Here is a 14,958-nt window from a genome sequence, read left to right as displayed (position 1 = left end):
TGAAACGATCAGTGCGTCGCGAAAACCTCTTTGGCGGCAAACAGGCCATTCAGGGCCGCCGGGAACCCGGCATAGACTGCCATCTGCATTATGACTTCCGTGATTTCTTCTTGCGTCAGGCCGACATTTAATCCGGCGGCAATATGTACTTTTAGCTGCGGTGCGGCGTTGCCGAGGGCCGTTAGTGCGGCGATGGTGGCGATTTCCCGGCTACGTAAATCAAGCCCCGGCCTGGCGTAAATGTCGCCGAAGGGAAACTCGATCAGATAGCGGGAAAAATCGGGGGCGATATCTTTCAGGCTGTTAACGACGGCATCGCCGCCTTTGCCATCCACGCGCTGCAGCATCTCAAGTCCGGTGGTAAAACGAACGCTGGTCATGTTCTTTCCTCATGGTGATTATGCGTTGTGAGGAAGGTTAGGGGAGTTTGCCGGGCTTGAGTAATACCCTTTTCGTGATACCTTTTCAGTATGACAAATTCACGTTTATACACTTCATCCTTCAAGCTGCCTCTTTGTTGGCTGCGTTCATTCACCCCAGTCACGTACTACTTGTACGTGACTGGGGATTCATTCGCTTGCCGCCTCGATGTATCTTGAATGATTATGTGTATACACACTCTGGATATTCGCCTGCTGCGCTACTTTGCCGTCGTCGCACAGGAGAACAACATCAGTCGGGCGGCGCAGCGGCTATTTATTTCGCAGCCGCCGCTAAGCCGTCATATCCGCCATCTGGAAACGCAGCTGGGGGTGACGTTGTTTTTGCGTCACACCAAAGGCCTGATTCTTACCGATGAGGGGCGGCGGGTGCTGGACATTATTCAGCCGCTGCTGGATCTTCAGGATCGCACTCTGGCCGCGCTGGGCCAGCTCTCTGAATATTCGCATCAGCCCCTGCGTCTGGGGCTAACGACGGCCTTTGAGCAAGGTATTTTTGCCGCAGTAGAGTCCGCACTGAGTGATTATTCGAGCGCTTTGCATATCACCCGGCAATCATCACCGGCCCTGGCCCAACTGGTGCGAAAAGGTAAGCTTGATGCGGCGCTGGTGGCGCTGCCGCTGAATACCGAGGGGCTGAGTCTGCATCCTTTGCCGTATCGCGAACCGCTCATTGCGGCGTTGCCTGCATCCTGGCCAGAGTCCGAACGGGCAAATCTCATGTTAAGCGCGCTTGATCATCGACCGCTGTTTTGGTTTAAGCGTGAGCGTAATCCGGCCTTTTTTGACTATACGCGGCGCATTTTTGACCGCGCAGGCTATACGCCGGGCTATGTGGAGGAACCGGCAGAGCATGATGTCCTGCTGGCGCGAATTGCGCGTGGGGAGGGGATGATCCTGCTGCCGGCGTCATTTTCTGCTATTCAGCGCCAGGGCGTGGTTTTTTGCCAACTGCATGAAGGAGAGCGGATGCCGCTGGGGCTCGGCGTCATTTACGCCCCGCACAGTCATGAATCCGTTCAAAAATGGCTTCCTCTGCTGGATAACTGCCTGGCGGCTCGCTAGCGCATCAGGCGGATTCTCTCGCCACCAGTTGCCCGGAAAGCGTGATGCTCTGCGTTTGCAGCGTTGGCTCTTTGATCTTCCGCGTTATCAGGGTTGCCGCCTGACGCCCGGTTTCTTCGCTAGCCGAAGAGACGTAAGTAAAGGAGGGTGAGGTCAAATTCACGTGCATCATGTCTTCAAAGCCGACCAGCGCAACCTGTTGGGTAAGGAATACATCTTTACCGACGGTTCGCCCCACCTGGTTAATCCCGCTGAGGCAACCGATCATGGCGTCCGGGGAGTGGCAGAGCAACGCGGTGATGGCGTTGTTTTTCTCGAGCAGCTGGCGCGTGGCAACGCTGGCGGCCTGGGTATCGTTACTGCATGCCGGCATGAATTCGTCGCGCATCGTCATGTCGTACTTGTCCAGCACGGAGCGAAAACCCAACAGGCGCTGCTGGCGGATGAGATCGTTTTCCTGACCGCCAATATAGGCAATGTAACGGTGCCCGCGTTCGATCAAATAGCGCGTGGCAAGGCTCGCCGCCTGGCGGTTATCGCGAACAACCTGATTGCAACTTTCTGCCAGCGGCGTCTGTGACACGATAACCAGCGGAAGCGGGTACTGAAGCAGCGGGGTGGGCAAGGTGGCGGAGTCGGAGGCCAGATAAATCACCCCTGCGACGCCCTGCTGTTTGAAAGAGAGTAAGCAACGTTCGAGATATTCACTATCGTCGCGCGGCTGGCCGAGGAAAACCATATAACCCTGGGTTTCCAGTTCCTGCACGATGCTGGCCATGACTTTGATAGAAAAGCTGTCGCTGAAATCGCGCAATATCAGGCCGATAAGATTGGAGGTATTCGAGCGCAGGTTCGCAGCGGCAACGTTATGGACGTACCCCAGTTCGTTGATAACAGCATTGACTTTTTCAATGGTGGCTTCGGATATTTTCCCTTTCTGACGCAGTACTAACGATACCGTCGAAACGGAAACCCCCGCCATTTTAGCGACATCAATGATGCTGACTTTCTTCAAAATCTCTCCCTGAAAACTCTTTTATGACAGTCAGATAGAAGAAGATCGCCTGCCAGGGACGGGCGATCTTCCACACCATAACACCTTCTGATTATTTGCCAATCATCCCCGACAGGGTTTGTGCGATAAATTGCGCTCTGGCACCAAAAATAACCTGGATGCCATTATCGCCGACAAATACCACCCCGCGTGCGCCAATTCCATTCAGGCCATCTTTATCGACAGCGTCTCGCTGGGCAACTTCCAGGCGAAGTCGGGTGATGCAGGAACCGACAGAATCAATATTTTTCGCGCCGCCGAGCAGGTTGATGATCTCCGTTGCCAGCTCGGCATCGGTTTTGTCATCAGCGGTCACGGTCACTTCAGTTCTGCCCGGTGTTTTAACATCAAAACGACGGATGACGAAACGGAAGGTGAAATAATAAATCAGCGCCATCGGCACGCCAACAAACACTGCGCTCAGGAAGTTGGTCTGGTAGCCATTCAACGATGGCAGGATGCCAAAGGAGATGTAGTCGATAAGCCCGGCAGAAAACGACTTGGCGATATGTGCGTGCAGCAGGTACATGGCCATATAAGACAGGCCCGCCATGATGGCGTTGAACACATACAAAATCGGGGCGACGAAAATAAAGGTGAATTCAACCGGTTCGGTAATACCTGTCAGGAAGCAGGTCAGGGCGGCGGAAAAGAGAATACCGGCCGCGATTTTCTTATTTTTGGTATGCGCTTCATGGTACATCGCCAGGCAGGCTGCCGGCAGCGCGAACAGCATCAGCGGGAATTCGCCCTGCATGAATTTACCGGCGTTTTGATAGCTATCGGAACTGAACGATTTCACGCCTTCTTCCAGCATTTTGAACCAGATAGTCTGGTCGCCGTGGATCATTTGGCCGCTCTGGGTTGTAAAGTCGCCGAAAGAGTACCAGAAAGAGGGATACCAGATATGGTGCAGGCCGAGCGGGATGAGCGCACGTTCAACAAGACCAAAGATAAAGGTCGACGCCGCCTGGTTATCGCCGTTGATGACTACCGATAATGCATCGATGCCCGACTGGATATGCTCCCAGATATACGGCAGCAGCAGGCCAAGAATAAATGACAGGAAGGCGGTGGCGATTGCCACAAAACGTTTGCCGGAAAAGAAACCCAGGAACTCAGGCAGCTGCAATGAGTGGAAGCGGTTGTAGCACCAGGCGGCAAGGATGCCGCAAATTAACCCGCCAAAGACCCCCATTTGCAGCGTGGGGATGCCGACCACCATGGCATATTTTCCGCCCTGGGACGCCATCTCCGGCGTAATGCTCAGCACGGTACCGATGGTGATATTGGTGACGAAAACGGAAACGGCGGCGGAAAGCGCGGCGATACCTGATTCCGATGCCAGACCAACCGCAGAACCGATAGCGAACAGCATCGGGAGGTTATCAAAGATGACCCCGCCTGCGTTCATCATCAGCGGTAAATGGAATTTATCGCCGAAAGCCAGCAGTAAGCCCGCCGCGGGCAGAAGTGAGATTGGCAGCATTAATGCCCGGCCAATCATCGACAATTTTGATAATGACTTTATGAACCCTGATATCAGACCCATGCTGATTCCCCCGATGAAGACGCAATGTTGCGTTATTTTTATTAAGTAGAACGTTTTAGTAGAACGTTATACTTATCGTGGGACAAGGCTGATTTCATCGCAACCTCATTTTCATCATCGGATCGGGGGAAATTGTGATTATTTGAAGTGCTTCAAAATTGTGCGGATAAAAAAATCCTAATTTGCTGAGAGTTTGCTGCTGCTGGTTGACAGGCGCAGGTCAAGCGGCTCGAAAACAGATGAGCTTTTTTCAACTTGCCTGAATATTCCTCACTCTTTACGCAGATTTTTCTATTGACGCCTGCGCTCTTTTCCGTCATTTTTACATCTGGACGTCTAAACGTATAGAAGTTCGCGAACACAACAAACAATAAAATGCGATTGATGAGGTAAGGTATGAGCTTTTTTCACGCCAATCAGCGGGAAGCCCTGAATCAGAGCCTGGCGGAAGTGCAGGGTCAGATTAATGTGTCCTTTGAATTCTTTCCGCCGCGCACCAGTGAAATGGAGCAAACCCTGTGGAAATCCATCGATCGCTTGAGCAGCCTGAAGCCGAAGTTTGTCTCCGTTACCTACGGTGCCAATTCCGGTGAACGTGACCGTACCCATAGTATTATCAAAGGCATTAAGGATCGTACCGGTCTGGAAGCCGCGCCGCATCTGACCTGTATTGATGCCAGCCGCGATGAGCTGCGCGCCATTGCCCAGGATTACTGGGATAGCGGAATCCGCCATATCGTTGCTCTGCGTGGCGACCTGCCGCCGGGCAGCGGTAAGCCAGATATGTACGCAGCCGATCTGGTCACTCTGCTCAAAGAGGTCGGGGATTTTGATATCTCCGTTGCGGCCTATCCGGAAGTCCACCCGGAAGCCAAAAGCGCCCAGGCTGACCTGCTCAACCTGAAACGTAAAGTGGATGCGGGTGCAAACCGCGCGATCACCCAGTTCTTCTTTGATGTCGAAAGCTATCTGCGTTTTCGCGACCGCTGCGTCTCAGCGGGAATCGACGTGGAAATAATCCCGGGCATTCTGCCGGTCTCGAACTTTAAACAGGCGAAAAAGTTTGCCGATATGACCAATGTGCGGATCCCGACGTGGATGTCGAAAATGTTCGAAGGTCTGGACAATGACGCCGAAACCCGTCAGTTGGTGGGCGCGAACATCGCCATGGACATGGTGAAGATTTTAAGCCGCGAAGGGGTCAAGGATTTCCACTTCTATACGCTGAACCGCGCGGAAATGAGCTACGCGATTTGCCACACCCTGGGCGTGCGCCCGGCGTAAGTAAGATTTAGATTTATCCCCGCTTTCTCTGCTCTGCGGCGACGAACCTCCTTCGTCGCCGCTTTTGGTTTATCGCCCCGTCAGTAAAGCGAGTATAGTGCCCGCAAAATCTTCATAACGGATAGATGATAACTATGGCAGGGAACAGCAGCCTGCGGGCCTTCGGCGGCCTGATTATTCTGACGCTTATCTGGAGCTACAGCTGGATTGCGATGAAGCAGGTGACGCTCTATATCGGCGCGTTCGATTTTACCGCGCTACGCTGTATTTTGGGTGCCGCTTTGCTGCTTATCGTTTTGTTCCTACGCGGGCGCGGGATGCAGCCAACGCCGTTTGGCTATACGCTGGCGATTGCCCTGTTGCAGACCTGCGGTATGGTGGGGTTAGCACAGTGGGCGTTAGTTAGCGGTGGTGCCGGGAAGGTCGCTATTCTGAGCTATACCATGCCGTTTTGGGTGGTGATTATGGCGGCGCTGTTTTTAGGCGAGCGCATGCGGCGGTTGCAGTATGCTGCGATTGGGGTGGCAGCATGCGGCTTATTGCTGGTGCTGCAACCGTGGCAACTTGATTTTTCATCAATGAAAAGCGCGCTACTGGCGATCCTCTCCGGGATGAGCTGGGGAGCCAGTGCGATTGTGGTAAAGCGGATGTATGTCCGCTATCCGCATGTTGATTTGCTGGCGTTGACGACCTGGCAGATGTTGTATGGCGCGCTGGTGATGAGCGCGGTGGCGTGGCTGGTGCCGCAGCGCAGCATTGACTGGCAACCCGGCGTGTTTTGGGCGTTGGGATATAGCGCCGTTCTGGCGACAGCGCTGGCCTGGTGTCTATGGCTGTTTGTATTGCGTAATTTGCCCGCCAGCGTCGCGGGGTTGAGTACCCTGGCGGTGCCGGTCTGCGGTGTACTTTTTTCCTGGTGGCTGTTAGGGGAAAACCCCGGGCTGGTGGAAGGCGCAGGTATCGTGCTTATCGTGCTGGCGCTGACCATTATTAGCCTGAAAAAACGCGAAGTTCAGGTACAGAGTGTCTCAGATTGCTAACAAAGTGTGCGTCTCAGGAATTGCCCGGTGGCGGCTAGCGCCTTACCGGGCCTGCGGGGTGTGTATAATCTGCTGATATTAATGGTTTTGTAGGTCAAGTAAGGCGTTAGCCGCCACCCGACAAGAATACGGCACCCTATCTAAACCAAGTTTGTCTGTAAGTTTATCCCTTAATCTCATAGAGCAACGTTTGCCCGGCAATAACCTGGCCTTGTGCCTTGATTTCCAGACAGGCGAAGTCTTCAATGTTGCTACACACCACCGGGCTAATCATCGAACGCACATTTGCATTGAGAAACTCAAGATCCATCTCAAGGATGGGCTGCCCTGCGACGACTTCTGCGCCTTCTTCAATTAACCGCTTAAACCCCTGACCATCCAGCGCGACGGTATCCAGTCCCATGTGGACCACAATCTCCGCACCCTTTTCGGTTTCGAGGCAGAACGCGTGATTGGTATTGAAGATTTTGACGATCGTACCCGCTGCAGGAGAGACGACGATAGGGCTGGTCGGTCTGATGGCGATACCGTCACCGACCGCTTTGCTGGCAAAAGCTTCGTCTGGCACCTGTTCTAAGGCGACAACTTCGCCGCTGACCGGGGAGAGCAGTTCGGCGATAACCGTGGTGGCGGTCGTCGTACGTGGTTTGGATGCGGTAGGTGCCGCGGCGACCGGCAGTGCTTCTGCTGCGTCGACGTGACCGGTGGTTTTCATCTCATTGGCGATTTTCTCTGCTACAAACCCAACGATAATCTGCACATTAGTGTTGTTCAGACGAATCACGCCGCTGGCGCCCAGGCGTCTTGCCAGCGCATCGTTCACCAGAGCGGCATCTTTAACACCTAAACGCAGGCGAGTGATACAGGCATCGATAGCGGTCAGGTTATCAGAGCCGCCGATGGCCGCAATATACTGGCGAGCCAGTGCCGCAGCGCTTTGCTCTTTGTTTTCACTAACATTGAGGTCTTCGCCATCGGCGCAACTACCGTCCACAGACAGTTCGCGGCCCGGCGTCATTAGGTTAAATTTGATGATGGTGAAGCGGAAGACCAGGTAGTAGATAACAAAGAACACCAGGCCCATTGGGATCAGCAGATACCATTGCGTGGCGAGCGGGTTGCGGGAGGCGAGCACCATATCGACTAAACCAGCGCTAAAGCCAAAACCGGCAATCCAGTGCATGCTGGCGGCGATGAATACCGAGATGCCGGTCAGGACAGCGTGGATAAGGTACAGTACCGGCGCAACGAACATGAAGGAAAATTCCAGCGGTTCGGTAATGCCGGTAAAGAAGGCGGCAAAGGCACCAGCCATCATAATACCCAGCACTTTGGCTTTGTTTTCCGCACGCGCGCACTGATAAATCGCCAGCGCTGCGCCCGGCAGGCCGAACATCATAATAGGGAAGAAACCTGCCTGGTAGCGACCAGTGATACCGAGTACCGCTTTACCTGAGGCAAGCGACTGCGCGCCGCCGAGGAAGTTGGGAATATCATTAATTCCAGCGACATCAAACCAGAACACCGAGTTGAGCGCATGGTGTAAACCGACTGGAATCAGCAGGCGGTTGAAGAAGGCATAGACCCCGGCACCGAACGAACCAAGCTTCTGGATATGCTCACCAAAGCTCACCAGGCCGCTAAATACCACCGGCCAGATAAACATCAGGGCGAAGGCCACGACGATCATGGCGAAAGAGGTGACGATGGGCACCAGTCGGCGTCCACTGAAGAAGGAGAGTGCTTTTGGCAGTTCGATGCTGCTGAAGCGGTTATAAAGTTCGGCGGCAATGATACCAACCATAATGCCGATAAACTGGTTTTTAATCTTGCCGAAAGCAGCAGGTACCTGATCTGCAGGAATCTTCTGGATCATTGCGACGGCGGCCGGTGAACACAGCGTGGTTAAAACGAGAAAACCCACGAAACCCGCTAGCGCTGCAGCGCCGTCTTTATCTTTTGACATGCCATAAGCGACACCTACAGCGAAAAGCACGCCCATATTATCGATAATGGCGGCCCCGGACTGAATGCATAACGCCGCAAGGGCGTTAGAACTTCCCCAACCATTGGGATCAATCCAATACCCGATACCCATTAAAATCGCTGCGGCGGGCAATGTGGCGACCGGCACCATTAACGCGCGGCCAACCTTCTGGAGATAACCCAATATATTCATAGTCGTTCCCTTAGAAATAAAAATCCTGAAGCCAGCATAATCACCTGGTGATTTATACTGACTGACCCGCGATGGGTATTACGGTGCTATAGCCGTATTGTTTTTGTGGTTTTATTTTTAAGGGAATTTAAAATTACTTAATGTTATCTCTGTCGCATTTTATTAAATCCTTTAAAAGACTGATTTTTAATTAATTTTTTGAAATAAAAAATCGGCGGTTATTATGTAATAACCGCTTAATTATGTGATGTCAGGTCGATAAAACTATTCTTAATTTACGGAATAGGCGATGACTCCTTTGCAATAAGTTGTATTGACCTGGTAATCATCTTCTAATACGACAATGTCGGCATCAAAACCGCGTTGTAATTTACCTTTATGATTATCTAACCCTAAAAGTCGGGCTGGATTAATCGTGCAGGATTTTAATGCCGCGCCAAAAGGTACCATCGCGTCTTCGACCATATTATAGAGTCCGCGATTAAGTTTTAACGTGCTGCCGACCAGCACGCCGTTTTCACGTCGCGTTGCGCCATCTTCGCCTAAAATCATCGGTTCCCCACCGAACATATAGCGACCGGGTGGGCACCCTTTTGCTTTCATCGAATCGCTAATCATAATGACGTCATCATCATTTTTGATGCGATAAAGGGTGATGCTTCCAATTAGTAGAACATGTGTTTTTCAATAAACGTCCCGATGACTTTTTCGTGGATCTCTACTGAACGCGAGAAGCAGATTGTTTTACGAGCCAAGCGCTTAATGCGGGTGCGCAGCGTCAGGTTATTGCGCTCAATCCGTTGGGTGAATATTTTTCCGGTCAGATGCTTATCCTTCGGCACCTCCCGGCCATAGCTGCCCCAGTCGTCGCTGGTGATCATGCCGATGTTGAATGGCGTAAGCAGTGTCAGTAGTTCCCGGCAGGTTTCATCGGTACGGGGACCAAAAGTGTAGGCCAGTACACCCCCTGTTTTGGTGTTATACGCGTACCAGAGCCAGTGTTGCCGGGCTTTACTGCCAACGAAACTCCATTGCTCATCAAGTTCGCAGATAAGCGCCACATCAGCATGAGCAACGGGCGAAGACGTTATTCGCTTTGGCGTGAGTTTTTTAAAGTCCGGATGACGGTGTTAATGCCAATTTTCAGTGTTCTGGCGGTATCGCGAACCCCGGCGCCATTGAAGGCCATTTCAGTGATCAGCTCTTTAATGCCCGGCTTACGGGCCTCATAAGTGTAAGTGAGCTGAAAAACGCGGTGGCAGTCACGGCAGCGAAATCTGTCATGGCCTTTAGGGTTCTGACCATGGCGGTAGACCTGTGCAGACTGACAACGAGGACAATGAATGTTAACGCTGGCCATGAAAGAACCTCAAAAGCCCGCATTATACATCAGATTCAACTAATTAGAGGCATCACCCGATAAAGATTAGATGCGGAGACCAGACTGACGAAAATACCGTCGGCAATCACTTCGCCGTACAGGCCGTCGAGGCGCAGCGCAGCCCCTAAAAGCCCGGGTTCACGATTGACATATTTCGCCATTCCGTTAAACACGTGAGTCACATTTTTTGCGCCATTGGCAACGGCTTCCACCGCCTGCTCGAAGGAGGCATCCGAATGGCCCATATTGACCACGATCCCTTTTTGCGCGCAGTAACGCGTTAGGGCAAATTCGGCATCTTCTTCCGGCGCGAGGCTGATGGCGATAATGCGCCCATGGGCCGCACGCTCAAAAGCCTGAAACTCGCTGACGCTGGCAGGACGAATCTGTTTTTCCGGCTGTGCGCCACGGTAGATCTGGCTGAGAAATGGTCCTTCCAGATGGATACCGAGAATTTCCGCGCCCTGATAACCTTCATCCATCACCTGAGAGATGTTTTCCAGTGCGGCCAGCAGGGTTGTATCTTCATCGGTGACCGTGGTGGGGCAAAATGCGGTGACGCCCTCTTCCGGTAAACGCGATGTCCAGCGCCGTAGACCTTCAGGGTCGTTTTCGTTGGTGTCGTAGTCCCAGGCCCCGTGGGCATGGGTATCAATAAGACCGGGTATAATGCGCCGGGAACCGTAGTCGTGATCGGCATTTTCGCTCAATCCCAGCGTGATGTCGCTGATCAGTCCATTTTCCAGCGTTAACTGCGCCGGATAGAATCCGCCGGCCAGCCAGACGCGTTTACTCTGGATTTTCATATGCCCACCTTACGCGTTAATAAGCGACGCCGCCTCGCGGTCGCAAATAATGGTGACGTCAGGATGCATCAGTAAGAATGATGCAGGGAATAACGGGTCAATGCGGGTGCAGTCGTGAAGTTGCTTCATCACCGCCGCTTTCGATTTTCCGTTAGCAATCAGGACGATCTCTTTACTTCTCAGGATAGTCCCCATACCGAGGGTAATGGCCTGCTGCGGAACATCTTCTTTATGTGAGAAGAATCGAGCATTGGCTTCGATAGTTTCTTCATTAAGATCAATAATGTGACAGACGGGGCTATGGGTAGCGTGTGGTTCGTTAAAGCCAATATGCCCGTCATGACCAATGCCGAGGATGGTGATATCAAAATCACCATGTGCCTGGATAGTTTGTTCGTAACGTGCGCATTCGGCGGTTAAATCATCGGCCAGAATATCCGGGACAAAGGTATTTTCGACAGAAATATTAGCATGCTGATAAAAGTAGTGATTGAGAAACCAATAATAGCTCTGCGGGTCATCTTTTTTCAGCGGAATATATTCATCAATATTAAATGATTTGGCACTGGAAAAATCGGCCTCGCCGCTTTTGGCCATTCGGCTCATCTCTTCGAGAAGGCCAACGGGTGTTCCTCCTGTGGGCAGCGCCATCACTAAATCTGACGTTTTCTTTAGCGCAAGAGCAATCCGCTCTGCTGCCAGTCCACTCATTTCTTTGTAGGTTTCAGTAATAATAAAGTTCAACATGTTCATCCTTTAGCCGCCAATAGTTGCTTTCAGGCCAATCTCTTCGGCGTAATGTTTTATTTGTTCGGTCATTTCCCGCTGGCAGGCCGGAATATTGTTAAGAAGATAAGGCATACCAAGCTTTTGATATTTTCCGACACCATAGATGTGATATTCCAGGATATCGACCTGCAGCACGGCGCTGCCAAGTTTGCGGATAAAATCGAGGCGTTGGCGAATATCTTCCGGGTCGTCATTGCGCGTTGGAACAATGACCATACGGGCAAGCATCGGCGTGCCCATTGCCGCAATGGCTTTGGCATTCTCAAGGATCAGGCGGTTATCCACGCCAGTGCAGGCGAGATGCGTCTCGGCATTAAAGGCTTTAAAATCGTAAGAAACTAAATCGACGGTTTCAATCAGCGGGCGCAGTTTCTCCCAACGAATGTGTCCTGCGGTATCGAGGCAGACATGTACGCCAGCTTCTTTTAACAACAGAGCGGTTTCTCTGACGAATTCGGCCTGTAGCGCCGGTTCGCCACCAGAAAAAGTGACGCCGCCGTGGCTGGAATCGTAAAACGATTTATCGCGCAGCAGCAGATCGGCCAGCTCGCGGGAAGTCATCTCTTTGCCCACTTTTTCGTAGCCGTCATAGGGGCACATATCGACGACGTCCAGCAGGTTAGTACATTTTTTCCGGTCGATATTCACGCCATTACCCGGCTCCGCCATGGTGATGGTGTTGTTGATTGCGGCCTGGGTGCAGGTGCCGCATTGACGGCACCGCTCTTTAAACCAGAAAACGTTAAAACCTGGCCTGATAGTTTCCGGATTCGCACACCACTGACAGCGTAAATTACATTGCTGCATAAATACGGTACTACGTATCCCCGGACCATCCTTGGTCGAGTAGCGTTGAATACGGGAAATCAGACCAGTCTTCATATTACCTCACTCTCACCATGCCAGTTCTGTACGGGCGATAATCGCATCCTGCGCTTCCGGCATCAGCGTTGAGAACAGGGCGCAGTAACCAGCCACGCGGACCATCAGGTTCGGATAATCTTCCGGGCGCTCTTTGGCGGCACGCAGAATATTCGAGTCGATGATATTGAACTGGTTGTGGAAGATATTCTTCTCGCGACTGGCTTCCATGAAGTGGGTAAATTTCTCCAGGTTGTCGTCACCTTCCAGCGCGCTCGGCGTGAATTTCATATTCAACAGCTGGCCGCCAGCAATTTTCTGGTTTGGCAACTTCGCCACGGAGTTGATCACCGCCGTCGGGCCTTCTTTATCAGCGCCAAGGCACGGTGATGCACCTTCGTTCAGCGGCAGGGTTGCCAGACGGCCATCCGGGGTCGCGCCAACGTCAAAACCATTCGGTACGTAAGAGGTGATGTTGGAGGTGGACATGGTGTATCCACAGCCCTTCGGACCTTTGCCATAACGGTCGGTTTTATATTTTGGCAGCAGCTTCAGATAGGACTCGAATACGTCAGCTACGATGTAGTCAACGTAGTCGATATCGTTACCAAACTTCGGTGCGTTGCGGCACAGCTTACGCACGCGGGCACCTTCAAGGCCTTCAAAATTGCAGTCCATGGCGTCGCGCAGTTCTTTGAGCGTCAGCACTTTGTCATCAAAGACCAGTTTTCTTACTGCGGCCAGGCTGTCGCCTACCACGGAAGGACCGATGTTGGAGGAGCTGACGAAGTCATACTCGGCACCGCCATTTTTCAACGTTTTACCACGCTCCAGCGAGCAGTTGATGGTCGCAGAGGCAAAGGCGTCGGCATCGTGATATTTCAGCGCGCGGTCGCAGACCAGGTCACAGTCCACTGCCAGGTCGGAGTAGAACTCTAGCAGCTGGTTCCACGCGGCCCACACTTCGTCATATGACTCGTAGTTAATCTCGCGGCCTTCTTTGCCGTTTACTTTAACCAGTTGTACGCCGGTTGCTGGATCGCAGCCGTTGTTCATTACCAGTTCAAGAATTTTGCCGAAGTTCACGTAGGTCATACCGGTGGCACGATGGCCCCAGCGGCCCGGAATTGCCGTTTCCACGCAGCCCATCGAGGCATATTCACGCGCTACTTCTTCGCTCAGACCAAGGGTCATCATCGCCGGGATAACCACTTCGTCACAGAAGATGGACGGCATACCGAAGCCTTTACGGATCAGTTTTGCCGAATCCTGCATCAGCGAGTGCGGAGTATCTTTGGAGAAACGTACGCTCAGGTTTGGCTCCGGCAGGCCGGTCAATGCCATTGCTTCCAGTGACAGATACGACAGATCGTTGGTACCGTCGGTGCCGTCAGGCGTCATGCCGCCAACCATCAGGTTGGAATAGAGCGGGTAGCCGCCGCTGTATTGGGTGTGACCCCACGGGCGAACTTTGTTCAGGCTGTTGGTCATGATGAAGAAGTGGGTCAGGATCTCCAGCGCCTTTTCTTTGCTGATTTTACCGGAGTTGATATCCGCTTCGTAGAACGGCCATACGTACTGGTCAAAGCGACCAAAGGAGAAGGAGTGACCGTTACTTTCGATCATCATCAGCAGGTGAGTCAGATAGACAGTTTCGACAGCTTCGTAGAAATTCTGCGCTTTGCCTTCCATCAGGTGAGCGAACATTTCGCTCATTGCCAGCAGTTCGTCGCGGCGTTTAGCATCGGCAGTTTGCGCCGCTTCTTCTTTAGCCAGCAGGGAGAAACGCTTGCAGTAATTCAGCGCCGCATCCATGGTGATGATGACGGCCTGGTAGAAATCGGTCTGCTCTTCAGTCAGATCTTTGTCTTCTGCCAGGTGCTGCTTAGCAATATCGCGCATGCCGCCGTAGCCGACTTCCAGCACGAAATCATGGTTAGGGATGATGTGACCATCGCCGGACATACTGATGCCGCCGCGATGCAGTACGCCCTGTTTTTCTGCCAGGCGGTTCATTTGCGGCAAGTTGGTCAGGACTTCATCCTGGTGGGTTTTTCCCTGCCAGTAGTCCTGCAGCACGCGTAGACGCGCTTTGGTTTCTTCGGCCACCTGGAAGCTGTCGCCAGAGCGTTTGTCGAACTCGTCCAGCTCGTCAATCACCCAGTTGAATGAGTATTCCGGGAACACCGGTGCGGCGAAGTTGGCGCTCGCCTGGTTGCCGACGATCAGCATGTCTGGTTCGATATAGATGGTCATCTTTTCCAGAATGTCGGCCATCGCCAGCGCCCGGCGAATGACAATCGATTTGCCTTCGGAGCGTTTAAAGGATTCGGTGATGATCTCAGCACGTTCCGGGCAAATCGTCGCCACGCGGTGGAACATCTGATTTTGCTTTTTGGCGATACGCTCGAAATCACAATCGTTGTTGGTGGGTTTGAAGCTTAGTAATCCGTTCATAAAGACCTCAATTCTGGAGTGGGTATCCCTATTCCACGCTTGAGGTGTGT

13 protein-coding genes are annotated in these 14,958 nt (G+C 52.5%); 3 read left to right on the top strand and 10 right to left on the bottom strand.

Annotated elements, in window-relative coordinates:
• Positions 1-8: 8 nt before the first annotated feature.
• Positions 9-380, bottom strand: coding sequence for a carboxymuconolactone decarboxylase family protein (locus tag HV213_RS28835; RefSeq protein WP_181484208.1), 372 nt, complete (start codon positions 378-380; stop codon positions 9-11).
• Between the two features lie 219 nt (positions 381-599).
• Between HV213_RS28835 and HV213_RS28830 the strand changes: the two genes are divergently transcribed.
• Entirely contained in the window at positions 600-1,505 is a 906-nt protein-coding gene (locus HV213_RS28830) for a LysR family transcriptional regulator (protein ID WP_181484207.1), read from the top strand.
• Between the two features lie 4 nt (positions 1,506-1,509).
• Here HV213_RS28830 and malI read toward each other — a convergent pair whose 3' ends face one another.
• Both malI and HV213_RS28820 read right to left on the bottom strand, forming a co-directional pair.
• Positions 1,510-2,520: a Mal regulon transcriptional regulator MalI gene (gene malI, locus HV213_RS28825; RefSeq protein WP_110276161.1), complete on the bottom strand. Its 1,011-nt coding sequence runs from the start codon at positions 2,518-2,520 to the stop codon at positions 1,510-1,512.
• A 91-nt stretch (positions 2,521-2,611) separates the two neighbouring features.
• Positions 2,612-4,111 carry a PTS transporter subunit EIIC gene (locus HV213_RS28820; RefSeq protein ID WP_181484206.1) on the bottom strand — a complete coding sequence of 500 codons (1,500 nt, stop codon included), beginning with the start codon at positions 4,109-4,111 and terminating at the stop codon, positions 2,612-2,614.
• Positions 4,112-4,507: 396 nt separating this feature from the next.
• On the opposite strand from HV213_RS28820, the gene metF reads away from it, so the two are divergent.
• Both metF and HV213_RS28810 read left to right on the top strand, forming a co-directional pair.
• Positions 4,508-5,395, top strand: a complete 888-nt coding sequence (gene metF, locus HV213_RS28815; RefSeq protein ID WP_181484205.1) for a methylenetetrahydrofolate reductase — start codon at positions 4,508-4,510, stop codon at positions 5,393-5,395.
• A gap of 134 nt (positions 5,396-5,529) precedes the next feature.
• Positions 5,530-6,435: a DMT family transporter gene (locus tag HV213_RS28810; protein WP_181484204.1), complete on the top strand. Its 906-nt coding sequence runs from the start codon at positions 5,530-5,532 to the stop codon at positions 6,433-6,435.
• A 163-nt stretch (positions 6,436-6,598) separates the two neighbouring features.
• Here the strand turns inward: HV213_RS28810 and nagE are convergent, their stop codons facing one another.
• From nagE to HV213_RS28775, 7 genes are all read right to left on the bottom strand, one after another.
• Positions 6,599-8,614 carry an N-acetylglucosamine-specific PTS transporter subunit IIBC gene (gene nagE / locus HV213_RS28805; RefSeq protein WP_181484203.1) on the bottom strand — a complete coding sequence of 672 codons (2,016 nt, stop codon included), beginning with the start codon at positions 8,612-8,614 and terminating at the stop codon, positions 6,599-6,601.
• A 270-nt stretch (positions 8,615-8,884) separates the two neighbouring features.
• Positions 8,885-9,232 (bottom strand): amidohydrolase family protein, encoded by a 348-nt coding sequence (locus tag HV213_RS28800; RefSeq protein ID WP_228288583.1) that lies wholly within the window; start codon positions 9,230-9,232, stop codon positions 8,885-8,887.
• A 47-nt stretch (positions 9,233-9,279) separates the two neighbouring features.
• A protein-coding gene (locus tag HV213_RS28795) for an IS1-like element IS1N family transposase (protein ID WP_181483804.1) occupies positions 9,280-9,974 on the bottom strand; the annotation gives its coding sequence in 2 pieces (ribosomal slippage) (positions 9,280-9,728 and positions 9,728-9,974; 696 coding nt in all).
• Between the two features lie 35 nt (positions 9,975-10,009).
• Complete coding sequence (locus HV213_RS28790; RefSeq protein ID WP_228288582.1) at positions 10,010-10,801, bottom strand: N-acetylglucosamine-6-phosphate deacetylase; 792 nt, start codon at positions 10,799-10,801, stop codon at positions 10,010-10,012.
• Positions 10,802-10,810: 9 nt separating this feature from the next.
• Positions 10,811-11,548, bottom strand: a complete 738-nt coding sequence (gene nagB / locus HV213_RS28785; RefSeq protein WP_181484202.1) for a glucosamine-6-phosphate deaminase — start codon at positions 11,546-11,548, stop codon at positions 10,811-10,813.
• A 9-nt stretch (positions 11,549-11,557) separates the two neighbouring features.
• A complete protein-coding gene (locus HV213_RS28780) occupies positions 11,558-12,472 on the bottom strand; it encodes a glycyl-radical enzyme activating protein (protein ID WP_181484201.1) in 915 nt (304 codons plus the stop codon).
• Between the two features lie 12 nt (positions 12,473-12,484).
• Entirely contained in the window at positions 12,485-14,908 is a 2,424-nt protein-coding gene (locus tag HV213_RS28775; RefSeq protein WP_181484200.1) for a glycyl radical protein, read from the bottom strand.
• Positions 14,909-14,958: the final 50 nt, after the last annotated feature.

Origin of the sequence: Klebsiella sp. RHBSTW-00484 (assembly GCF_013705725.1) — a bacterium.
Lineage (GTDB): Bacteria > Pseudomonadota > Gammaproteobacteria > Enterobacterales > Enterobacteriaceae > Klebsiella.
The sequence above is the reverse complement of the archived record's forward strand: the minus strand, read 5'-3'. Positions and strand labels throughout refer to the sequence as shown.

Coding starts and splice junctions, on each gene's coding strand:
- HV213_RS28835 (WP_181484208.1), bottom strand. CDS start 380: ATGACCAGCGTTCGTTTTACCACCGGACTTGAGATGCTGCAGCGCGTG.
- HV213_RS28830 (WP_181484207.1), top strand. CDS start 600: ATGATTATGTGTATACACACTCTGGATATTCGCCTGCTGCGCTACTTT.
- HV213_RS28820 (WP_181484206.1), bottom strand. CDS start 4,111: ATGGGTCTGATATCAGGGTTCATAAAGTCATTATCAAAATTGTCGATG.
- metF (WP_181484205.1), top strand. CDS start 4,508: ATGAGCTTTTTTCACGCCAATCAGCGGGAAGCCCTGAATCAGAGCCTG.
- HV213_RS28810 (WP_181484204.1), top strand. CDS start 5,530: ATGGCAGGGAACAGCAGCCTGCGGGCCTTCGGCGGCCTGATTATTCTG.
- nagE (WP_181484203.1), bottom strand. CDS start 8,614: ATGAATATATTGGGTTATCTCCAGAAGGTTGGCCGCGCGTTAATGGTG.
- HV213_RS28800 (WP_228288583.1), bottom strand. CDS start 9,232: ATGATTAGCGATTCGATGAAAGCAAAAGGGTGCCCACCCGGTCGCTAT.
- HV213_RS28790 (WP_228288582.1), bottom strand. CDS start 10,801: ATGAAAATCCAGAGTAAACGCGTCTGGCTGGCCGGCGGATTCTATCCG.
- nagB (WP_181484202.1), bottom strand. CDS start 11,548: ATGTTGAACTTTATTATTACTGAAACCTACAAAGAAATGAGTGGACTG.
- HV213_RS28780 (WP_181484201.1), bottom strand. CDS start 12,472: ATGAAGACTGGTCTGATTTCCCGTATTCAACGCTACTCGACCAAGGAT.
- HV213_RS28775 (WP_181484200.1), bottom strand. CDS start 14,908: ATGAACGGATTACTAAGCTTCAAACCCACCAACAACGATTGTGATTTC.